This window comes from Flavisphingopyxis soli, from assembly GCF_007995095.1.
GTDB classification, from domain to species: Bacteria; Pseudomonadota; Alphaproteobacteria; order Sphingomonadales; family Sphingomonadaceae; genus Flavisphingopyxis; species Flavisphingopyxis soli.
On record NZ_VOPY01000002.1, the window covers coordinates 339,835 to 362,431 of the forward strand.

General features: G+C 64.2%; 18 protein-coding genes. 15 read left to right on the forward strand and 3 right to left on the reverse strand.

The genetic code is table 11. The annotated features are described in order from the left end of the window. Positions 1-5: 5 nt before the first annotated feature. Together FSZ31_RS08330 and FSZ31_RS08335 are read left to right on the forward strand one after the other, a co-directional pair. Entirely contained in the window at positions 6-2,201 is a 2,196-nt protein-coding gene (locus FSZ31_RS08330; protein WP_147123258.1) for an RNA degradosome polyphosphate kinase, read from the forward strand. Next, on the forward strand, positions 2,198-3,685 hold the full coding sequence (locus tag FSZ31_RS08335) for a Ppx/GppA family phosphatase (RefSeq protein WP_147122904.1): 1,488 nt from the start codon (positions 2,198-2,200) through the stop codon (positions 3,683-3,685). The genes FSZ31_RS08330 and FSZ31_RS08335 overlap by 4 nt, the downstream gene beginning before the upstream one ends. On the opposite strand, the gene FSZ31_RS08340 is transcribed toward FSZ31_RS08335, so the two are convergent. Together FSZ31_RS08340 and rnd are read right to left on the reverse strand one after the other, a co-directional pair. Continuing rightward, positions 3,686-4,054, reverse strand: a complete 369-nt coding sequence (locus FSZ31_RS08340) for an I78 family peptidase inhibitor (RefSeq protein WP_147122905.1) — start codon at positions 4,052-4,054, stop codon at positions 3,686-3,688. Then, entirely contained in the window at positions 4,038-5,225 is a 1,188-nt protein-coding gene (gene rnd / locus FSZ31_RS08345) for a ribonuclease D (protein ID WP_147122906.1), read from the reverse strand. Before rnd ends, FSZ31_RS08340 begins: the two co-directional genes overlap by 17 nt. Before the next feature lie 144 nt (positions 5,226-5,369). Here rnd and aspS point away from each other — a divergent pair, with 144 nt between their 5' ends. The 3 genes from aspS to FSZ31_RS08360 all read left to right on the forward strand — a co-directional run bounded on the left by aspS (position 5,370) and on the right by FSZ31_RS08360 (position 9,111). Further along, positions 5,370-7,187: an aspartate--tRNA ligase gene (gene aspS / locus FSZ31_RS08350; protein WP_147122907.1), complete on the forward strand. Its 1,818-nt coding sequence runs from the start codon at positions 5,370-5,372 to the stop codon at positions 7,185-7,187. 69 nt (positions 7,188-7,256) lie between these two features. Next, positions 7,257-8,078 carry a polyphosphate kinase 2 family protein gene (locus FSZ31_RS08355; protein ID WP_236643733.1) on the forward strand — a complete coding sequence of 274 codons (822 nt, stop codon included), beginning with the start codon at positions 7,257-7,259 and terminating at the stop codon, positions 8,076-8,078. Continuing rightward, a complete protein-coding gene (locus FSZ31_RS08360) occupies positions 8,062-9,111 on the forward strand; it encodes a YeiH family protein (protein WP_147122909.1) in 1,050 nt (349 codons plus the stop codon). The genes FSZ31_RS08355 and FSZ31_RS08360 overlap by 17 nt, the downstream gene beginning before the upstream one ends. Positions 9,112-9,118: 7 nt before the next feature. On the opposite strand, the gene FSZ31_RS08365 is transcribed toward FSZ31_RS08360, so the two are convergent. After that, positions 9,119-11,146: a lytic transglycosylase domain-containing protein gene (locus FSZ31_RS08365; RefSeq protein ID WP_236643734.1), complete on the reverse strand. Its 2,028-nt coding sequence runs from the start codon at positions 11,144-11,146 to the stop codon at positions 9,119-9,121. 142 nt (positions 11,147-11,288) lie between these two features. On the opposite strand from FSZ31_RS08365, the gene dapA reads away from it, so the two are divergent. The 10 genes from dapA (at position 11,289) to FSZ31_RS08415 (ending at position 22,568) form a co-directional block, all read left to right on the forward strand. Further along, entirely contained in the window at positions 11,289-12,179 is an 891-nt protein-coding gene (dapA, locus tag FSZ31_RS08370; protein WP_147123261.1) for a 4-hydroxy-tetrahydrodipicolinate synthase, read from the forward strand. Next, positions 12,179-12,661: an SsrA-binding protein SmpB gene (gene smpB / locus FSZ31_RS08375; RefSeq protein ID WP_147122910.1), complete on the forward strand. Its 483-nt coding sequence runs from the start codon at positions 12,179-12,181 to the stop codon at positions 12,659-12,661. The genes dapA and smpB overlap by 1 nt, the downstream gene beginning before the upstream one ends. Next, on the forward strand, positions 12,661-13,251 hold the full coding sequence (locus tag FSZ31_RS08380) for a DUF2062 domain-containing protein (RefSeq protein ID WP_236643735.1): 591 nt from the start codon (positions 12,661-12,663) through the stop codon (positions 13,249-13,251). The genes smpB and FSZ31_RS08380 overlap by 1 nt, the downstream gene beginning before the upstream one ends. A 171-nt stretch (positions 13,252-13,422) precedes the next feature. After that, a complete protein-coding gene (locus FSZ31_RS08385; protein ID WP_201739165.1) occupies positions 13,423-15,432 on the forward strand; it encodes a M13 family metallopeptidase in 2,010 nt (669 codons plus the stop codon). A gap of 88 nt (positions 15,433-15,520) precedes the next feature. Further along, positions 15,521-17,902 carry a hybrid sensor histidine kinase/response regulator gene (locus FSZ31_RS08390; RefSeq protein WP_147122912.1) on the forward strand — a complete coding sequence of 794 codons (2,382 nt, stop codon included), beginning with the start codon at positions 15,521-15,523 and terminating at the stop codon, positions 17,900-17,902. 70 nt (positions 17,903-17,972) lie between these two features. Beyond that, positions 17,973-18,335 carry a response regulator gene (locus FSZ31_RS08395; protein ID WP_236643736.1) on the forward strand — a complete coding sequence of 121 codons (363 nt, stop codon included), beginning with the start codon at positions 17,973-17,975 and terminating at the stop codon, positions 18,333-18,335. A 128-nt stretch (positions 18,336-18,463) separates the two neighbouring features. Further along, positions 18,464-19,540 carry a recombinase RecA gene (recA, locus tag FSZ31_RS08400; protein WP_147122913.1) on the forward strand — a complete coding sequence of 359 codons (1,077 nt, stop codon included), beginning with the start codon at positions 18,464-18,466 and terminating at the stop codon, positions 19,538-19,540. Positions 19,541-19,705: 165 nt separating this feature from the next. Next, a complete protein-coding gene (locus tag FSZ31_RS08405; RefSeq protein ID WP_147122914.1) occupies positions 19,706-20,332 on the forward strand; it encodes a glutathione S-transferase family protein in 627 nt (208 codons plus the stop codon). Beyond that, positions 20,319-21,599 carry a M24 family metallopeptidase gene (locus FSZ31_RS08410; protein ID WP_408021647.1) on the forward strand — a complete coding sequence of 427 codons (1,281 nt, stop codon included), beginning with the start codon at positions 20,319-20,321 and terminating at the stop codon, positions 21,597-21,599. Before FSZ31_RS08405 ends, FSZ31_RS08410 begins: the two co-directional genes overlap by 14 nt. 63 nt (positions 21,600-21,662) lie before the next feature. Continuing rightward, the gene (locus FSZ31_RS08415; protein WP_147122915.1) at positions 21,663-22,568 is read left to right on the forward strand and encodes a diacylglycerol kinase family protein; all 906 of its coding nucleotides are present in this window, start codon (positions 21,663-21,665) and stop codon (positions 22,566-22,568) included. Positions 22,569-22,597 lie beyond the last annotated feature (29 nt).

The following is a 22,597-nucleotide window of genomic DNA, read 5'->3' on the forward strand; positions in this document are numbered from 1 at the left end:
CCAAGATGGCGAAACCGACCAACATCACCCCGCGCAATCGCTCGGGCAACGACAGCGACATTGACCAGATCGCCGAGGGCATCGAGCCCGAAGAGGCGCGCCGCCGCTATTTCAACCGCGAACTGAGCTGGCTGGCGTTCAACAAGCGCGTCATGGAAGAGGCGAGCAACCCCGCGCATCCGTTGCTCGAACGCCTTCGCTTCCTGTCGATTTCGGGCAACAACCTCGACGAGTTCTTCATGGTCCGCGTCGCCGGCCTCAAGGGCCAGACGCTCCAGCAGATCGAATACCGCTCGATCGACGGACGCACCCCGGCGCAGCAGCTCGCCGCGATCGAGACCGCATCGAGCGCGCTGATGGCCGACCAGCAGGCCGAATGGCACCGCATCTCGCGCGAACTCGCCGCCGCCGGCGTACTCGTCGCCGCTGACAAGGCCACCGCCGAGCCGTGGCGCGAGGCGCTCGCGACGCTGTTCGATGAACAGGTGTTCGCGGTTCTGACCCCGCAGGCGCTCGATCCGGCGCATCCGTTTCCGTTCATTCCCAATCGCGGGCTCAGCCTGGTGTTCGAACTCGTCCGCCGCACCGACGGCCATGCGATCAACGAGCTCGTCATGATCCCGTCGTCGCTGCCGCGCTTTGTTCGCGTGCCGGGCGAGGCGCCGACCTATGTCGCGATCGAGACGCTGATCGACATGTTCTCCGACCGGCTGTTCCCCGGGTACGAGGTGCAGGGGCGCGGCAGTTTCCGGATCATCCGCGACAGCGATATCGAGGTCGAGGAAGAGGCCGAGGATCTCGTCCGCTATTTCCGCAGCGCGATCAAACGCCGCCGCCGCGGGCGCGTGATCCGCATGGAAATCGACGCCAACATGCCCGCGGCATTGTCCGACATGCTGCGCGATTCGGTCGTCGGGCACGATTCGATCATTATCGCGGTCGACGGCTTCATCGGCCCCGGCGCGCTCGAACAGGTCGTCGAGGAAGACCGGCCCGACCTCAAATTCCCGCCGTTCACCGCGCGATTCCCCGAACGGATTCGCGAACATGGCGGCGATTGCTTCGGGGCGATCAGCTCGAAGGACATCGTCGTCCACCATCCGTATGAAAGCTTCGACGTCGTCGTATCGTTCCTGCGCCAGGCCGCCGAAGACCCCGATGTCGTCGCGATCAAGCAGACGCTCTATCGCGCGGGCAAGCAGTCGGCGGTGATCCGCGCGCTGATCGACGCTGCCGAAGCGGGCAAGTCGGTCACCGCGGTGGTCGAACTGAAGGCGCGCTTCGACGAGGAGCAGAACCTGCTCTGGGCCAACCAGCTTGAGCGCGCGGGCGTCCAGGTCGTCTACGGCTTCATCGAGTGGAAGACGCACGCCAAGATCTCGATGGTCGTCCGGCGCGAAGGCAGCGGTTACCGGACCTACTGCCATTTCGGCACCGGCAACTATCACCCGGTCACCGCACGCATTTATACCGACATCAGCTACTTCACCGCCGATCCGCGCGCCGGTCGCGATGCCGCGCGGCTGTTCAACTACATCACCGGCTATGTCGAACCGCAGGGGCTCGAGCTCGTCACGATGTCGCCGCTCAACCTGCGCCACCGGCTGACCGAGCTGATCGATGCCGAGATCGCCAATGTCGCGGCGGGCAAGGACGGCGCGCTGTGGGCGAAGATGAACAGCCTCGTCGACCGCGAGATCATCGACAAGCTCTACGAGGCGAGCGCCGCAGGTGTTTCGATCGAGCTCATCGTGCGCGGCATCTGCTGCCTGCGCCCCGGGGTCAAAGGCTTGTCGGAAAATATTCGCGTCAAATCGGTCGTCGGCCGCTTTCTCGAACACAGCCGCGTCTGGGCGTTCGGCAATGGCAAGGCGCTGCCCAATGACGACGCGCGCGTCTTCATCAGCTCGGCCGACTGGATGCCGCGCAATTTCGACCGCCGGGTCGAATATATGATCCCGCTCGAAAACCCGACCGTCCACGACCAGGTGCTCGACCAGGTCCTGCTCGCCAACCTGATCGATAACGAACAGAGCTGGCGATTGCAGAGCGACGGCGAATATGTCCGCGTCGAACCGGGCGACAAGCCGTTCAACCTCCATCGCTATTTCATGACCAACCCGTCGCTGTCGGGGCGCGGCGCGGCGCTGGGACGCAGCAAGGACGTGCCCAAGCTCGAACTCAGGCGGCGCAAAGCGTGACGCGCAAATCGGCGGGCGTCGAGACGGTGCGCACCGCGATCATCGATATCGGCTCGAACTCGATCCGCCTCGTCGCTTATGCCGGCGCCCGGCGCGCGCCCGCCGTCGTGTTCAACGAAAAGGTCATGGCGGGCCTCGGCAAGTCGCTGTCCGACGATGGCAGGATTGGCGACAAGGCGTTCGCCCGCGGGATCAAGGCGCTCGACCGCTTCGCGACCCTGTGCGACGAAATGCGCATCGACAGCGTCACCTGCGTCGCCACCGCCGCGGTGCGCGAGGCGAGCAACGGTCCCGAATTCATCGCTGCGGCAAACCGCCTCGGCCTCGATGTGCGGCTGCTCTCTGGCGCTGACGAGGCGGAGATATCCGGCCTCGGCGTGCTTTCTTCGATCCCCGACGCCGATGGCATCGTCGCCGATCTTGGCGGCGGCAGCCTCGAACTCGTCCGCGTTGCCAAGGGCAAGATCGGCCGGACTTCTTCGTTGCCGTTCGGCGTCTTGCGGCTCGCCGAAATCCGCGGCCACGGCGCCAAGGAGCTCGAACGCCGGGTCAAGGCCGCGCTGGCGAAGGAAGGCTGGACCGCGAAGGAAAGGGGCCTGCCGCTCTTTCTCGTCGGCGGATCGCTGCGCAGCCTCGCGCGCGTCGACATGACGCTCAACAAACATCCGCTACCGGTCATGCATCACCACGAGATTCCCCTCGATTCAGGGCGCAAGCTGTCGCGCGTGCTGGCGCATCTCGGGCCCGAACGGCTCGCGAAGATCCCCGACCTCAGCTTCTCGCGCATTCCGACGCTCGGTGATGCCGCGGCACTCTTGTCGATCCTGATGCGCCAGCTCGAGACTTCGCGGCTGATCGTCTCGTCGTCGGGCCTGCGCGAAGGCGTATTGTACCAGGCGCTGCCCAAGGCGGTGCGCAAACAGGACCCGTTGCTCGCCGCGGTCGAGGCGCAGGGCGCGCGCTACGCCCGCTTCTCGGCCAACGGCCGGCTGCTCAATGCCTGGATTGAACCGATGTTCGCCGATGAAAGCGCGCTGGCGCACAAGCTGCGCCTCGCCGCGTGCCTGCTCAGCGACGTGGCATGGAGCGCCAATCCCAGTTTCCGCGCCGAGCACGGTCTGGAGGCCGCGCTGCACGGCAACTGGGGCGGGATCGATATCACCGGCCGCGTCGTCATGGGACAGGCGCTCTACAGCTGCTATTCGGGCGCGACCAAGCCGTTCAAGGGCATCCCGGTCAGCGTCAGCGAGGATGATATCCGCCAGGCGATCCGCTGGGGCCTCGCGATGCGACTGGCGCAGCGCCTGTCGGGCGGGATTTCGGATATTCTCAGGCGTTCGCAGCTCGAGCTGGGCGAAGAGTCGGTCACGCTCGTCCTGCCGCGCGATCTCGCGGGGCTCTATGGCGAGGCTGTCGAACGGCGCCTGCGCCAGTTCGCCGATACGATGAAGCTGTCCTATGCGATGCGCGTCAGCGCAGCCTGATCAGCCGCACGAAAAGCCCGTGGTGATAATCGCATTGTCCAGCTTCACGTTGATCCGGTCGCTGCGGTAATCCATCGTCACCGCGTCGTTCGGGCGGATCCAGCGCAGGCTGGCGGCGTTGGCATCGCGAATGATCGCCGACCCCAGTTCGCTCGTCGCAAGCTTGCCAACATAGCCCGACAGGTTTTTGGTCGTGCACGTCCTGCCTGGGGTTTCGCCGCGCACCGGGATATTGTCCTCGCGCGCCATCCGCTCGGCTTCGGATAGGCCGCTATCGGTCTGGACGTTGCCGTTCTTCACCGCGATGCAGCCGGTCAGTGACAGGCACAGCATCGCGGGCAGCACCAGCCATTTACGATGGTTCGTCATCTTCCACCTCGGTCCGGCTCATCACCATCCTGCCGTTTCTGACGGTAAAACCCATCCGCCCCTCGACGAGTTCCAGCGCGTCCTTGCCGAACACTTCGAAGCGCCAGCCGGCCAGGATATCGAGCCCGTCGCGTTCGCCCGCGGCAAGCGCGTCGAGATCGCCTGCACGGGTAATCAGTTTCGATGCGACGTTCATCTCGCGGCTGCGGATCTTGAGCAATAGCTTGAGCAGGTCGGCGACGAGCGCGCCCTCCTTGCCGAGGCCGGGCGTGCGCGGGCTGCGCGAGGGGATTTCGTCCTTCGACAACGGTTCGGCGCGCTCGAGCGCCTGCATCACGCGTTCGCCGATATCGTTCTTCGCCCATGCTGCTGACAGGCCGCGAACCTTGGCGAGGCCCGCCTGCTCGCGCGGCGGGTGCGTCGCGACGTCGGCGAGCGTTTCGTCCTTCATGATCCGGCCGCGCGGCATGTCCTTGCGCTGCGCCTCTTTCTCGCGCCACGCGGCAAGCGCCTTGAGGCGGCCGAGCGCTTCGGGATTGCGCGACTGGAACTTGACGCGGCGCCAGGCATCGGCAGGCTCGGTGACGTAATTGGTCGGATCGGCAAGCCGCTCCATCTCGTCGTTGAGCCACCAGCCGCGGTCGGTTTCCTTCAGTTTCTCGATCATCATCGGGAAGATCGTCGACAGGTGCGTGACGTCGGCGATGGCATATTCGATCTGCCGTGCATCCAGTGGCCGTCGGCTCCAGTCTGTAAAGCGCGCGCCCTTGTCGAGCTGGATGCCGAGCCAGCCGTCGACAAGGTTGGCATAGCCGACCTGTTCGGCCTGGCCGATCGCCATCGCGGCGATCTGCGTATCGAACAGCGGATGCGGCGTCGTGCCCGTCATCTTGCAGATGATTTCGAGATCCTGGCCGCCGGCGTGGACGACCTTGAGGACGTTCTTGTTATTGGTCAGCAGGTCCATCAGCGGGGTGAGGTCGATATCCTTGGCCAGCGGGTCGATCGCGGCGGCCTCGTTCTGATCGGCGATCTGGATCAGGCACAGGATCGGCCAGTACGTGCTTTCGCGCATGAACTCGGTATCGACCGCGATGAACGGGGCTTCGGACAGGCGCTCGCACAATGCGGCAAGCTCGCGAGAATCGGTGATGAGCGGGTGAATTTTCATGGGGTATGCCACTAGCAGCAGGCTTTGCTTCGCGAAAGCGAACCTTGACAAATCGACCCGCGACCTGTGTTAGCCGCAGCCAAATGGCGCGCCCCGATCAACAGGCGCGCGCCCAATCCTTGGATCACCCGAAAGACATACCCTATGCACGCCTATCGCACCCATGATTGCGCCCAGCTTCGCAAGTCCGAAGTCGGCGATACCGTCCGCCTGTCGGGCTGGGTCCATCGCAAGCGCGACCACGGCAATCTGCTCTTCATCGATCTGCGCGATCACTACGGCATTACCCAGATCGTCACCGACAGCGATGCGCCTGCCTTTGCTGCGCTCGACAAGGCACGCGTCGAAAGCGTTCTGACCGTCACCGGTAATGTCGTCGCCCGCTCGGCCGAAACGGTCAATGCGGGCTTGCCGACGGGCGAGATCGAAGTGCGTGCCAACGAGGTCACCGTCCAGTCGCCCGCTGCCGAGCTGCCGATGCCCGTCGCTGGCGAGCAGGATTATCCTGAGGATATCCGCCTTAAATATCGTTATCTCGATCTGCGCCGTGAACGGCTCCACGCCAACATCATGCTGCGCTCGAACGTCATCGCCAGCCTGCGCCAGCGCATGGTGGCCCAGGGCTTCACCGAGTTTCAGACGCCGATCCTGACCGCCAGCTCGCCCGAGGGCGCACGCGACTATCTCGTCCCCAGCCGCGTCCATCCCGGCAAGTTCTACGCGCTGCCGCAGGCGCCGCAGATGTTCAAGCAGCTGCTGATGGTCGCCGGTTTCGACAAATATTTCCAGATCGCGCCGTGTTTCCGCGATGAAGACGCGCGCGCCGATCGATCCCCAGGCGAATTCTACCAGCTCGATTTCGAGATGAGCTTCGTCACGCAGGAAGACGTCTTCCAGGCGATCGAGCCCGTGCTGGCTGGCGTGTTCGAAGAATTCTCGGGCGACAAGAGCGTCACCCCGGCGGGCGAATTCCCGCGCATCCCCTACGCGCAAGCGATGCTCAAATACGGCAGCGACAAGCCCGACCTGCGCAACCCGATCGTGATTTCGGACGTCGGTGAGCATTTCAAGGGTTCGGGCTTCGGCCTGTTTGACAAGATCGTCGGTTCGGGCGGCGTCGTCCGCGCGATCCCCGCGCCGGGCACCGCCGAAAAGAGCCGCAAGTTCTTTGACGAGATGAACGACTGGGCGCGCGGCGAAGGCTATGCAGGTCTCGGTTATGTCACGCGAAAGGGCGGCGACTTCGGCGGCCCGATCGCCAAGAACCACGGCGAAGAGGGCATGAAGGCGATCTACGCCGAGCTCGGCCTCGGCGACGACGACGGCCTGTTCTTTGCCGCTGGCAAGGCTGGCGAAGCCGCCAAGCTCGCCGGTGCGGCGCGCACGCGCGTCGGCGAAAAGCTCGAACTCATCGAACAGGGCGCGTTCAAATTCTGCTGGATCGTCGATTTCCCGATGTTCGAATATGACGAGGACGCCAAGAAAGTCGATTTCAGCCACAACCCCTTCTCGATGCCGCAGGGCGAGATGGAAGCGCTGGAAACGATGGACCCGCTCGACATCCTCGCGTGGCAGTACGACATCGTCTGCAACGGCGTCGAACTCTCCTCGGGCGCAATCCGTAACCACCGCCCCGACATCATGTACAAGGCGTTCGAGATCGCCGGCTATTCGCAGGCCGACGTCGACGCCAATTTCAGCGGCATGATCAACGCCTTCAAGTTCGGCGCGCCGCCGCATGGCGGATCGGCGCCGGGCGTCGACCGCATCGTCATGCTGCTCGCCGACGAACCCAATATCCGCGAAGTCGTCGTCTTCCCGATGAACCAGAAGGCCGAGGATCTGATGATGCAGGCCCCCGCGCCGGTCACCGACCGTCAGCTCAAGGAACTCGGCCTGCGCATCGTCGACGGCCCCAAGGCCGACGGACCCGCTGTGGCAAAGGCCGTCGCGCCCGAATAGCTTCTCGTCACCCGGACTTGATCCGGGGTCCAGAGCGCTTACACGCAAAGACGGCATCTATCGCTCTGGATGCTGAATCGACTTCAGCATAACGGAGTGTGGCACGCGATGATCGACCTGACCGACTATGAATGCGGCGGAAAATCGCCCAAGCACTACAAGCGCGACCTCGAACGCCTTCAGGCCCGCCTCGAGCGGATCCATGTCGCGCATATCGAACATGACGCCCACGCGGTGATCATGGTCGAGGGCTGGGACGCGGCGGGCAAGGGCGGGATGATCGAGCGGATGACCGCCGGCTGGGACCAGCGCCATTTCGAAGTCTATCCGATCGGCGCGCCGACTGCGGAGGAAAAGCGCCACGATTATCTCTGGCGCTTTCGCATCCATTTGCCACCGCCGCGCGAAATCACCGTGTTCGACCGCTCATGGTACGGCCGCGTTCTGGTCGAGCGCGTTGAGGGCTTCGCCAGCGAGGCCGAATGGCAACGCGCCTATGACGAGATCAACGCCTTCGAAGCCGAAATCCAGGCGATGGGGATCACGCTGGTCAAGCTGTTCGTCCACATCACCCAGGACGAGCAGGACAAGCGCCTCGCCAAGCGGCTCGACAATCCGTGGAAGCGCTGGAAAACCGGTGCCGAGGATTACCGCAATCGCGCCAAGCGCGACGAATATTGTGCCGCGATGCACGACATGTTTGCGCAGACCGATACTGAAAATGCGCCATGGTTCGTGGTCGCCGGCAATGATAAGAAATCGGCGCGGATCGCGGCGCTGACGCATGTCGCCGACACGCTCGAAGCCGCCGTCGACATGAACCCGCCGCCGCGCGACCCTGCGGTCGTCGCGCTGGCGCAGGCAGCGTTCGGCTATGAACCCAAGGACTGACGCGCCGCCGACGCGGTTCTCACTGATCCCTGGGCTGGTGCTGTGCCTCGCCATCACGCTGGCGGCGTATGGCGTGCAGGCGATCGAGATCGCCGCGTTCGGGCGCAACTGGATCGAGGCGCTGGTGCTCGCGATCCTGCTCGGGACGCTCGTGCGTACGCTGTGGACTCCCGGCGCAATATGGCAGCCGGGGATCGGCTTTTCAGCCAAGCTGGTCCTCGAAATCGCGGTCGTCCTGCTCGGCGCCTCGATCAGCGCAGCCACCATCCTCGCTGCCGGCCCCGGCCTGCTCGCCGGGATCATTGCTATCGTCGGGATCGCGATCGTTGCGAGCTACGGAATCGGGCGCGCACTCGGCCTGCCGCAGCGGATGGCGATCCTCATCGCGTGCGGCAATGCAATCTGCGGCAATTCTGCGATCGCCGCGATCGCCCCCGTGATCGGCGCAGACGGCAAGGACGTCGCCTCGTCGATCGCCTTTACCGCGGTGCTCGGCGTCGTCGTCGTGCTCGCGCTGCCGTTGTTGGGCGTGGCCTTCGGGCTCGATGCGGTCGCTTATGGCGCGCTCGCCGGACTGACGGTCTATGCGGTCCCTCAGGTGATCGCCGCCGCCGCACCCTTCGGCGTCCTCGCGATCCAGCTCGGAACCTTGGTCAAGCTCGTCCGCGTGCTGACGCTCGGCCCGGTATGTCTCGTGCTGGGGCTGATCGCGCCGCGGCTCGATACTGCCGATGGCGTCGTCACCGAACACTCCCGGCGACCGCGGCTAAGCCAGCTGGTTCCGTGGTTCATCATCGGCTTCATCGCGATGATCGCGCTGCGATCGTTCGGCGCAATCCCGGCGGCATGGCTGCCCACGATCACGCAGCTTGCAACCTGGCTGACCGTCATTGCGATGGCCGCGCTCGGTCTCGGCGTCGATGTCCGCACCGTTGCGCGCGCCGGGGCGCCAGTCGTCGCGACCGTGATCGCCTCGTTGGTCATCATTGCTGCGCTCAGCCTGGCGCTCATCTTCGCGCTACGCCTCGGCTAGCGTCGCTTCACCCCGGGTTACGCTTGCCGAGGTAGAAACTGAGCAGGTTCTGCGGCGTGCTGCCGCCGTTGGCCTTGCGGATCTGGTCGTACATGACCGCGTTCGAAAGGACGTACTGGACGTAGTATTTGGTCTCGGGGAGCGGGATCTCCTCGATCCACTTGATCACATCGACGCCGCCCATCCGCGGATCGCCGTTGCTCTTGAGCCATTTGTTCACATTGCCAGGGCCGCCGTTATACGCCGCGATCGCGAGCGGATAGCTGCCGCCGTAATAGCGCAGCATCTGCTGGAAATAGCTCGATCCGAGCATGATGTTGTACTGCGGATCGGCCTTGAGCCGGTCCTGCGTGTGGGCGAGGCCCAGCTTGCCGGCGACTTCGCGCGCGGTCGCGGGCATCAACTGCATCAGTCCCGCCGCGCCGACGCGGCTCGTCGCTTCGCGATCGAACTGGCTTTCCTGCCGCGTGATCGCGTGGATCATCGTCCAGTTCGAACTCTGGTCGCCGGGCACGCTGATCGTCGGGTAATAGGCTGGCAGCAGGTCTTCATGACCATTGGCCCGCGCACTGCGCGCGACCATCACACCCAGATCAGGCCGCCCGATCCGCGCGGCAAATTCCGCCGCCAGCACATGCTCGGGTTCGGTCTTGGCGTTGTTGGCGATCGCGCGAAGGAACTGCGTCTGGTCCTGGCGTGCGCCGATTTCGCCGAGCACGCGCGCCGCCTGGACGATGTTGCTGTCGCCAAAGGCATTGCGTTCGGCCTGGCTGACCTCGACCGCACCGGCCTTGGGTGTCGGTACAGCCTGGCCGAGCCGTTCGAGTGATAATTGCCCGTAAAAGCTGTCGGGATAGGCCGCTGCCTTGGTGAAATACAGCCGCGCATTGTCGGGCTGGCTCGCCTTGTCGGCGGCGCGTCCGGCCCAGTAATAGCCCTTGGCCTTGAGCGCGGGATTGCTCGGCGCCTCGGCGTAATTGACGAACATGCCGATCGCGTCGGCGGGGCGATTGAGCTCGTAATAGGCGCTTTGCCCTGCGAGCCAGGTGAGGTCGGTATAGACGTCGCGCACCGATGCACTCTGGTCGCGGATCGTCGCGCCCGGCGGCAGCGCGTCATCGACCTTGCTCGCAATGGCATAGGCGGTTGCATATTGGTGATCGCTCGCGGCCGCATTGGCGTTGACCAACAGCGTACTGTACCATTCGTCGAGATTGGTCGGCAGGCGGGTCAGCGACCGCGGCGCGCTGAGCAAGCTTCGCGCCGCATTGCTTTGCCCGGTTCCGCGCAACCACGTCGCCTTGTCGACAATATAGCCCGGATCGTTGCGCGCCATCGAATCGACCGCTGCCATCTTGGCCGCGGCGTCGACCGCCTTCGAACGCAGCGCAAGCCGCGCATCGAACACGGCCCGGTTCTGCGGCGAAACCATGCCAAGCTGGCGCGACGCGTCGCTCGTGCGGTTGGCCCACAATAGCTGGTCCATCCGCGCGTCATGGTCGGACGGGCTCAGCGCGCCGGGGAACAGCGATAATATCCGGTTCTCTTCGTCCGCGGTCAGGACACCGCTGCGCCATGCGGTGCGTGCCTCGGCATAGGCGCGGTCGCGCTGCCCGCCGCCGAGCAGCGCCAGTGCATAACGGACATGGCCGCTGGTCGTCAGCGGCGGATAGCGATCGAAAAAGGCGAGACTCTGTGTCGGGGCATAATTGTTGAGGTCGATCGCCTGTTCGGCGATGCGGCGCAGGCGAGACTCGCCGGGCCAGCCCGGATTGCGGACAAGAAAGTTCGACACTTCGGAAAAATTGAGATTGTCGGTCTGGTTGAAGCGGCGCCATTGCAGCACGCTTTCGGCCACGCTGTTCGACGGCGGGCGCAGCGAAGTATCGATCGCCGACAGGCCCATTTGCGCGCGATACCAACTGACCTGCTGGGAATTAAGCGTTGGCTGTTCGGTCTGGGCGAGCGCTGCCGACGGCACGGTCAGCGCGGCCAGCGCCAGCGGCGCGGCGCCGCGACGCAGCAATTGGATCAAGGGGCGAGCGGGTGAATATGAAACCATGCTTGCCATAATGGCGCGACACTCCTTATCAGATGCTGAACGGCGAGCGGACCGCCAGCTGTACACCCGAACGGCTTAAGAGCGTCCCAGAACACGCCTGTAAAGGAGCATGTCGATGTTTTCCGGTTCGATTCCGGCCCTTGTGACGCCTTTTCGCGTCGAACCGAGTGGCGCGAGCGTGTTCGACGAGGACGCTTTTCGCGCATTCGTCGACTGGCAGATCGGCCAAGGCAGTGCGGCGCTCGTTCCCTGCGGGACGACGGGCGAGGCGTCGACGCTCGATCTCGACGAACATCATCGCGTCATCGCGGCCTGTATCGATCAGGCCGCGGGGCGCGTTCCGGTCATCGCCGGATGCGGCTCGAACGACACGCGCACCGCGATCAGTCACATCGAAAAGGCGGCCAAGGCGGGCGCCGATGCGGCGCTCGTTGTCGCGCCTTATTACAACCGACCGAGCCAGGAAGGTATCGTTGCGCACTACACCGCGCTGGCCGCGGTCAGCGACCTGCCGATCGTCGTCTACAACGTGCCATCACGCACCGTCACCGACATCCTCCCCGAAACGCTCGCGCGGCTGGCCGACATCGAGACGATCGTCGCGGTCAAGGATGCCAGCGGGATCATCGACCGTGTCACTGCGCATAGGCTGGGCTGCGGCGCAGATTTCTGCCAGCTTTCGGGCAATGACAACCAGGCGCTGGCGTTCATGGCGGCGGGCGGATCGGGCTGCATTTCGGTGACCGCCAACGTCGCGCCGCGCCTGTGCGCCGATTTTCAAAAAGCGTGCGCAAACAATGACTTGGACTTGGCGCGCGACCTCAACGACCGGCTGTATCCGCTGCATTGCGCGCTGTTCTCCGACGCTTCGCCGGCACCGGTGAAATATGCCCTCTCGCGCCTCCGAACCGGTTTCCCGATCGCTTCCCGTTTGCCAATCATCGAATGTTCGGACGTGGCCAAGGCGGCGGTCGATCGTGCCCTTGCGATCGCCGGCCTCGCCTGATGGCCCGTCCGCGCCCGGTCGAGTTCGACAAGGTCAAGGTCGTCGCCGAGAACCGGCGCGCGCGCTACGACTATTTCATCGATGACAAGTTCGAGGCAGGCATCGCGCTGCAGGGAACCGAGGTCAAGGCGCTGCGCTTCGGCGAAGGGTCGATCGTCGAATCCTATGCCGAGGTGAAGGACGGAGAGGTCTGGCTGATCAACGCCAACATCCCCGAATTCAGCCACGGCAATCGCCATAACCACGAACCCAAACGACCGCGCAAGCTGCTCCTCAAGGAACGCGAGATCGCCAAGTTCACCGGTGCGACCGAACGCCAGGGCATGACGCTGGTACCCTTGAGCGTCTACTTCAACGGCCGCGGCCGCGCGAAGGTCGAACTCGCGCTGGCCAAGGGCAAGAAGGCGCACGACAAGCGCGAGACGACCAAGGACCGCGAGTGGAAACGCGAACAGGGGCGCCTGCTCAAGGATCACGGCTGATGCGGCGAAAGACGGGCCAACGGGTCAAGGACTGGGTCGATCGATCGATGCCGACGCAGGAAGCGATGCGCGAGAGCCGCATGCTGCGCCCGTTCGCTGACCGTATCCTGCGATCAGAACTGTGGCGCTTTACCCAGCGCTCGGTGCCGCGCGGCGTGGCGCTCGGTATGCTCGCCGGGTTCCTGGTGCCGGTCGGGCAGATTTTTGCGGCGGCGTTTCTCGCACTGCCGGTGCGGGCGAACGTCCCGATTGCGGCGCTTGTCACCTTCATCACCAACCCGTTCACCTATCCGTTCTGGGTCGTCGCCGCCAATCGGCTCGGCAGCCTGATCCTGCGCGTTGACGCGATGACCCCGACTCGTGCGCTCAACGAGGGGCTCGCCAGCCCGGCATGGATCTGGTGGTCGTGGTTCGTTCGCGAAGCTGGCGTCACCGCATTCGGCTTTGCCGTCATTGGCGTACTGAGCGCGGCGATCGGCTATCTCGTCGCGGCATTCGGCTGGCGCTGGTGGGTCGGCCGCAAATGGCGCGCGCGGATGGTTGAGCGCCGCGAACGACGCCGCCAGTCAGAAGAGCATCTGGGTCATTGAACAATCGCTGCACGCGCTGTTATAGCTAAGGTCAAACTTGGGCTGCCCTTGAAGGTTGTCCGCATAACCCCCTGGAGAGTGACGCTTATGAAAACCACCGCCTTTGCCCGCCTTGCGCTTGCGACCGTTTCGAGTGTCGCGCTGCTCACCGGCTGTACGACGACTGGCCCGATGGGCGCCGAAAACCCTGATGTTCCTGCGGCGGCCGAAGCGGCTGCAGCGGAAACCCCGGCCGTGCCTGCTGCGCAATATGGCAGCTTCGGCTTCGACGAAGCGGGCATGGATCGCGGCGTTGCACCGGGCGATAACTTCTACGAGTTCGCCAACGGCACATGGGTCAAGAATACGGCGATTCCAGCCGACAAGTCGAATTTCGGCATGTTCAGCGTGCTCGACGACCTGTCGCGCCAGCGGACCAAGGAAATTCTCGATGAGGCCAAGGACGATACATCGAGCAAGATCGGTAACGCGTATTCCAGCTTTCTCGACGAGGCCGCTGTCGAGGCCAAGGGGCTGGCGCCGATCCAGCCATGGCTGACAGAGATCGAAGGCCTGAAATCGAAGGCCGATTATCCGGCACTCGCTGCCAAGGCGGCCAAAATGGGCGTCGGTACGCAGTTCGCGGGCTATGTCGGACAGGACGACAAGGACCCCAACACCTATATCATGAGCTTCTATCAGTCGGGCATCGGCATGCCCGACCGCGATTATTATCTGTCTACCGACGCCGAGATGGTCAAAACACGTACCGCATATCTGGCCCATCTCACCAACATGTTCACGCTCGCCAAGATGAGCGACGCGGCAGCGCGCGCGAAGGCGCTGCTCGCGTTCGAAACGCAGATCGCCAAGGCGCAATGGAGCCGTGTCGACAGCCGCGACGCGACCAAGACTTACAACAAGATGACCGTGGCAGCGCTCGACAAGGCTACCCCGGGGTTCGATTTTTCTCAGATGATCGCCGTCTCGGGCGCTACCGGCGTCGACACCGTCCTCGTCGCGCAGCCGAGCGCATTTACCGGCATTGCCAAGGCAATCCAGGCGGCGCCGCTGTCGGTGCTCAAGGACGCCCTGATCGTCCGCAGCCTCGACGGCTATGCCGACTACCTGCCCAAGGCCTTCGTTGATGAGAATTTTGCGTTTTACGGCACGACGCTTTCGGGCACCCCCGAGCTCGAACCGCGCTGGAAACGCGCCGTCAGCTTCACCACCGGCGCCTTGTCGGACGATGTCAGCAAGATCTACGTAGCGAAGTATTTCCCGCCCGAAACCAAGGCTGCTGCCGACCAGCTGGTCAAGAACATTCTCGCCGCCATGGGCCGCCGGATCGACGGTCTCGAGTGGATGAGCGACAGCGCGAAACTGGCCGCACATGCCAAGCTCGCCAGCTTCACGCCAAAGATCGGCTATCCCGACAAATGGCGCGACCTGTCGGGCCTGAAGATCGAACGCGACGATCTGCTCGGCAATGCCATGCGGTCGAATGCTTTCGATTATGCCTATAACATCAACAAGCTCGGCAAGCCGATCTATCGTTGGGAATGGGGCATGACGCCGATGACGATCAACGCCTATGCCAATTTCGGCATGGTTGAAATCGTCTTCCCCGCCGCCATTCTCCAGCCGCCATTCTTCGATCCCAATGCCGACCCTGCGGTCAATTACGGCGGCATCGGCGCGGTCATCGGCCACGAACTGTCGCACCATTTCGACGATCAGGGCGCCAAATACGACAAGACCGGCAAGCTGACCGACTGGTGGACGCCGCAGGATGTCGCCAATTTCAAGGGTCTGACCGAAAAGCTGGCTGCGCAATATGACCAGTACGAGCCGCTGCCTGGCATGCACGTCAACGGCCATCTGACGATGGGCGAAAACATCGCCGACCTTGCTGGCCTGACGGTCGCGTACGACGCCTACAAGGCGTCGCTCAACGGACAGGCCGCGCCGGTGCTCGACGGTTTCACCGGCGACCAGCGCTTCTATCTTGGCTGGGCACAGGTCTGGCGGCGCAATTATCGCGAGGCAAACCTGCGTCAGCGGCTCGTCACCGATCCGCACAGCCCGTCAGAGCAGCGCGTCGATACCGTTCGCAACCTCGATCCGTGGTATTCTGCCTATAATCCCACGACGACGTCGCGGCTCTATTTGCCACCGCAGCAGCGCGTGCGCATCTGGTAAGCCGTCGCGGCGCTGATCGGCGCTTGAGGAGAAAGGTGTGCCCCCTGCGGTGAGATCATCGACTTTGCCTTCGCTCGGAGGCGGAGCGATGGCGGGTATCGATATTGCGACGCGAATCGTCGTCGCAGCCGCGGTGCTGGCATCGGCGGGAATCGTGTGGCTGTTCACCGACAATCCCGTCATGGCCGCGGGCGTCTTCGCGGGCGTCGCGGCGGGGGTGGGCGGCGTTGTCCTGGTCCGCTCGCTCTACCCCCCGCGCGTCGCGGGCGATCGCAGCGAAATCGACTGGTCGGTGGCGCGGGTGATGTCGAACAACGACGTCACCGGGATCGTCGTCACCGAGCGGTCGGGGCGGATCGTCAGCGCCAACGATCTTTATGCCAGCTGGTTCGGCGGTTTCGCCAAGCCCGACACGATCGTCTTCGCCGGCCGCGGGGCCGAACGCCTCGCCGATGCCGTCGCCAAGGCATGGCGCGAGGGCAAGGCGGGGCCGGTCGAACTCAGCCTCGGCGAGCTTGACCTGGTCGTCGACCTCGAACGCGCGGGCAGCGCCGACAGTTATCTTGTCCATCGTTTCGCCACCGTCGGCCACGCCGATATCGCGCAGGAAATTGCCGGTGCGATCGAGGGTCGCGCTGCCGCGATCCTCGGCGAGGCCGGGGTGATGGTCGCGCTGGTCGGGCGCGAGGGACGGATCCGCGCGGCGACGCCGTCGTTCGCCTATCGCGCGATGGGCCGCCACGAAGGCGCGGTCACCGGGCGCGATTTCACCGCCTTCCTGCGCGTCGATGATCGCGGCATGGTGTTTTTCGAACGCGAGGCCGAGCGTGCAACCCCGCTGCGGCTGATCCAGATGCCCGTCGATCTCGACGATGCCGGTCGCGGCCCGGTGATCGTCGCGCTGATCGACGAAGACGGCGGCGCAATCGAGCGCGGTGTGGCGCTGAGCTATATCGAAACACTGCTCTCGCTGCTCCCGTTCGGCCTGGCGATGGTCGACCGCGACGGGCGCTTCCTGTTTCTCAACGACGCCTTTGCCCGGATGGCGGGCATTCCCGATGGCCGCTCGCCGGCCTATCCCGGCGACATTGTGGTGAAAGAGGACAAGGCGGCGATCGGCGAGGTCGTGCGCCGCTACGCGGTCGGGCAACAGACTGGCGGCGACCTGATGGTCCGCCTGAAAGCGCAGCCCGACGAGAACACCGTGATGTCGATCGCCGGCGTCCGCGGCCTCGGCGAAGCGGCGGTGCTGTTAAGCCTCAAGGATTCGAACGAAGAGGCCAAGCTCAAACGGCAGGTCGCGCAGGCAACAAAGATGCAGGCGGTCGGGCAACTGGCAGGCGGCGTCGCGCACGATTTCAACAACATCCTGACCGCTATCCTCGGATATTGCGATCTCATGCTGATGCGCCATTCGCCCGGCGACAGCGACTATGACGATATCCAGCAGGTTCGCGGCAACGCCAATCGTGCGGCCAACCTGACCCGCCAGCTGCTCGCCTTTTCGCGCCAGCAAACCCTGCGACCGCAGATCCTCCAGCTATCCGATGTCGTCTCCGACGTCGGATCGCTGCTGACCCGGTTGATGGATGAAAAAATCCGCATTGCGGTGCGCCACGGGCGCGGCATGGGGTCGGTCCGCGCCGATCCCGGGCAGCTCGAGCAGGTCATCGTCAACCTCGCCGTCAACGCGCGCGACGCGATGCTCGCCAAGGATGCGAAGGGCGGCGGCGAACTGACAATCGAAACCTATGGCATGAAGGCCGGCGAGGTCGCACGACTTGGCAGCGAAATTCTCCCGACCGCCGATTACAGCGTGCTCAGGATGGGCGACAGTGGCACGGGCATCGCCCCCGAACATCTCGGCAAGATCTTCGAGCCCTTCTTCACGACCAAGCCCGTCGGCAAGGGGACGGGGCTCGGCCTGTCGACGGTCTATGGCATCGTCAAACAGTCGGGCGGCTATATTTTCGCGGATTCGCAGACCGAGCCCGGGGAGGGGCAGGGGACGCGTTTCACGATATACTTCCCGGTTCATGAAAAGCGCGAAGCCGACGCCGAAAAGGTCGCGGCCCCCGAAAAACCCAAACACGAATGGGGCACGGGAGAGATATTGCTCGTCGAGGACGAAGACATGGTCCGCGCGGTCGCCGAACGTGCGTTGACGCGCGCCGGCTATACCGTGACCGGCGCATCGGACGGCGAAGAGGCGCTCGAGTTGGCGGCGAAGATGGAAACGATCGACCTGTTGCTGAGCGACGTCGTCATGCCCCGTATGGATGGCCCGACAATGGCGGCCAAGCTGCGTGAGGCGCGACCCGACCTCCCGGTCCTGTTCATGTCGGGCTATGCCGAGGAACAGCTGCGCAAGTCGATCACGCTTGAAAACGTCGGCTTCCTGCCAAAACCGTTTTCGGTAGCGCAGCTGACCGAGACGGTCGGAAAATCGATCAAGACGAATGACGGCTAGTTTGTTACGCAGGCTTTCCAATTGCGGCCGGCAGGGCTATTGAGCGCGTCACTCTTTCGGGAATAGGTGTTTGACGCAAAAACGAATCTTGGTTGTCGAAGACGAAGCGCTGATTGTCATGATGCTCGAGGATATCCTCGGCGAGCTGGGCTATGCCGTGTCGTCGACTGCCCAGTCGGTCGACGAGGCGATGGCAGCTCTGGCCGGAGGCGCGTTCGACGCGGTGATCCTCGACGTCAATCTGGGTGAGGAACGCAGCTGGCCGGTCGCCACGCTGCTGATGGAGCGTGGCATTCCGTTCGTCCTGTCGACCGGCGCCAGCATGAACGACACCCCTGGCCAATTCGCCGGCGTGCCCAGGGTCCGCAAGCCCTATACGTTCGAGGATCTTCAGAGCACGCTGGGGGCATTGTTCGGCGAAGCTGCCAGCTAAAGCCGTCACCGGCGGACGACCGGACAGCAGATGCTTTCGTTCCCCTCTTGTTCTCGCAGAACATATCATGTACACCGCATCTTCCGTTGCAGTGGTGCGACGGGAACCGTAGGACGAGGGGACTCATCATGAGCGCACAGCTTAAAGTGGTCGGTAACGAAAAGACGGCGGGAAAAATGGACAGGCAAAAGGCTTTGGACGCGGCTTTGGCGCAGATCGATCGCGCCTTCGGCAAGGGCTCGGCGATGAAGCTGGGCAGCCGTGAGGCGATCGAGATCGAATCGATCTCGACGGGGTCGCTCGGGCTCGACATCGCCCTCGGCATCGGCGGCCTGCCACGCGGCCGCGTGATCGAAGTCTATGGACCCGAAAGCTCGGGCAAGACGACGCTGGCGCTGCACGTCATTGCCGAAGCGCAGAAGAATGGCGGCACCGCCGCCTTCGTCGACGCCGAGCACGCGCTCGACCCGGGCTATGCCAAGAAACTGGGCGTCGACATTGACGACCTCATCGTCTCGCAGCCCGATACCGGCGAACAGGCGCTCGAGATCGTCGACACGCTGGTTCGGTCGAACGCGGTCGACGTGCTTGTCATCGATTCGGTCGCCGCGCTTGTGCCGCGCGCCGAGATCGAGGGTGAAATGGGCGACAGCCATGTCGGCCTGCAGGCGCGCCTGATGTCGCAATCGCTGCGCAAGCTGACAGGCTCGATCAGCCGTTCGCGCTGCATGGTGATCTTCATCAACCAGCTGCGCATGAAGATCGGCGTGATGTACGGCAATCCCGAAACCACCACAGGCGGCAACGCGCTCAAATTCTATGCCAGCGTCCGGCTCGATATCCGCCGCATTGGCCAGATCAAGGATCGCGACGAGGTCGTCGGCAACACGACCCGCGTCAAGGTCGTCAAGAACAAGGTCGCGCCGCCGTTCAAGCAGGTCGAATTCGACATCATGTACGGCAAGGGCATTTCCAAGGTCGGCGAGATCATCGACCTCGGCGTCAAGGCCGGGCTGGTGGAGAAATCGGGCGCCTGGTTCAGCTATGACAGCATCCGCATCGGCCAGGGGCGCGAGAACGCCAAGACCTTCCTGCTCGACAATCCCGAGCTGTTCGAACGTCTCGAAAAGGCGATCCGCAGCAAGGAAGACAAGGTCGCTGAAGAGATGATGACCGGTCCCGAAGCCGAAGGCGACGACGCCTAGGCCCCTTCGGGCGAAGGTTATTCGCCAATTTAAATCCAGCTTGTCGGCGCGTCCCATCCCTCGCCGGGACGGGCCGACCAGGCCCGTCGCCTTATGGGGCGGCGGGCCTTTATTGTGCGTGGCGCACAGGGCGGCTAGGCTTGGCAATTCCGCCGGGAGCCATCCATGACCATCGTCGTCCACCATCTCAACAATTCGCGCTCGCAGCGTATCTTGTGGCTGCTCGAGGAGCTTGGCCTCGATTACGAGATCGTGCGTTACCAGCGCGACGCCAAAACGATGTTCGCGCCACCCGAATTGCGGCGGATCCACCCGCTCGGCAAGTCGCCGGTGATCGAACATGACGGGCGCACGCTGATCGAAACCGGCGCGATCGCCGAATATCTTGTCGATCTCGCCGACGGTCAGCTCGGTGCGCCGGCGAGCCGCGACGAGGTCATCCGCTATCGCCAGTTTCTCCATTATGCCGAGGGCTCGCTCATGCCACCGCTGTTGCTCAAGCTGGTGCTGGCGCGGCTTCCGCTGATCGGCAAGGTCGCGACCGACCGCGTCCAGCCGATGATCGATACCCATCTCGACTGGCTCGAAAGCGAACTGACCGAGCGCGACTGGTTCGCGGGCGATAGCTTCACCGCCGCCGATGTCATGATGAGCTTTCCGCTCGAGGCGGCGCAGGGCCGCGCCGGGCTGGGGTCATCGCGACCACATTTGATCGACTGGCTCGCGCGCATCCACGCCCGTCCGGCGTACCAGGCGGCACTCGCTGCAGGAGGACCTTATGACTATGCCTAGGCTCACACTCGACCGCCGTCGTCTGCTCGGTGGTGCCGCGATGGCGTCTGCGGGCCTCGCTCTCGGCGCTCCGAACCTGCTGCGCGCTGCCGAGATCGATACATCGGATCTCGCGCCGATCACCGGCAACGTCGCGCCAATCGGTCGCGATGAGCGTGCCGCGCGCATTGCCCGGGCGCGGGCGTTGATGGTGGCCAACAATATCGACGCGATCGTTGTCGAACCGGGTGCGAGCCTCGTCTATTTTACCGGCATCCGCTGGTGGCGCAGCGAACGACTGACTGCTGTGGTCATTCCCGCGTCCGGCGATCCGGTCATCGTCACGCCGTTTTTCGAACGGCCCTCGGTCGCCGAATCGCTCGGCATTGCCGCCGATATCCGCACCTGGAACGAGGACGAGAGTCCGACCAGGCTGGTCGGTGATATCCTGACCGAACAGGGTTTGGCCAAGGGGCGGATCGGGATCGAGGAAACGGTGCGGTTCTTCGCCGCCGACGGGCTCGCGCATGCCTTGCCTCACGCTTCGCTCGTAGCGGCCGCGCCCGTTGTGCGCGGGGTGCGGATGCGCAAGACTGCGGCCGAGATTGCGCTGATGCAGGCGGCGACCGATGTCACGATTGCCGCCTATCGCTGGACCGCGCCGCGCATCGCCGAAGGGATGAGCAACCACGATATTTCGGCCATGATGGACGCGGCGACGCGGGCGCTTGGCGGATCGCCAGAATTCTCCCTGATCCTTCTTGGAGAAGCGTCGGCCTATCCGCACGGGTCGGGCCAGCCGCAGGTCGTCCGCAACGGCGAGATCGTGCTGATGGACTGCGGCTGCACCGTCGAGGACTATCAGTCCGACGTGTCGCGCACCTTCGTCTTCGGCGGCGATCCGAATGCCCAGCAGCGCAAGGTCTGGAACGAGGTCGCACGCGGCCAACAGGTAGCGCGTGCGGCGGCGAAGCTCGGCGCGCCGGCCGGCAGCGTCGACGATGCGGTGCGCGGCTATTACGAATCGCTCGGTTACGGCCCGCGCTACGCGCTGCCCGGCCTGTCGCACCGCACCGGTCATGGCATCGGCATGGAGGGGCATGAGCCGGTCAATCTGGTCCACGGCGAGACGACCCCGCTCGATGTCGGAATGTGCTTTTCGAACGAACCGGGTCTCTATTTCCCCGGCAAGTTCGGGGTCCGGCTCGAAGACTGTTTCCATATGACCGAGACGGGGCCGCAATGGTTTTCGACGCCGCCCAAGGATATCCTGGCACCCTTCGCCTGATTGCGGATTGCGCCGTGTAAGCAATCGCTTGCCGCAGTCTTTGCGCGCGCCTAAATCCCGACGATGAACGCTCCGCTGCCTGTCATCGTCAATGCCAGCGGCGGCACTGCGTCGTCGCTCGGCGACGAACTGCGGCCCAGGATCGAGGCGGCGTTCGCCGCTGCCGGGCAGGCGATCGACCTTCACCTCGTCAAGGGCGAGGATCTGCTCGACACGGTGTGCAGATATGCCGACGCGCCAATGGTCGCGGTCGGTGGCGGCGACGGCAGTCTGGGCGGCGCGGCGGGTATTCTTGCCAGCGCGGGCTGCACGATGGCGATCCTGCCGCTCGGTACGCGCAACCACCTCGCCAAGCAGCTTGGCATGCCAGAGGAACTGGCCGACGTCGCCAAACTGATCGCGACCGGCAACACCGTGCGGATCGACATCGCGCATGTTGGCGAGCGCACCTTCGTCAACAACGCGTCGATCGGTACCTATCCGCAGCTTGTCCGGACACGCGACCACAGCGACCTGCCCAAATGGCTGGCGACGATCCCGGCCGCTTGGTTCGTCCTGCGGCGGCACGATCATCAGGCGTTGACCCTCACCTGGCAGGACGAGCGCCGCGATATCGTCACGCCGATGCTGTTCATCGGCAACAACCGCTACGAACTCGACGGCGAGCATATCGGCGAGCGGACCTGCATGACCGATGGCGTCCTTTCGCTTTACGCGGTCGCGCGGCGAGGACGGATCGCGCTGATCGCCTTTGCTATCCGCGCTTTGTTCGGCCGAGCCGATGCGCAGCGCGATTTCGATGCGCTGGTCGATGTGCCTGCGCTGACCGTGTCGGGCCGCAGCGGCAGCGTCGATGTCGCGCTAGACGGCGAGGTCGAACGGATGAAACTGCCGCTCGAATTCACGATTGCGCTCCGCGGCCTGTCGGTCGTCGCCGCGCCAGGGGAGGCCGACAGCCCGCCGGACTGAACGAGCCTGTCGCGGATAAAATGCGGCAA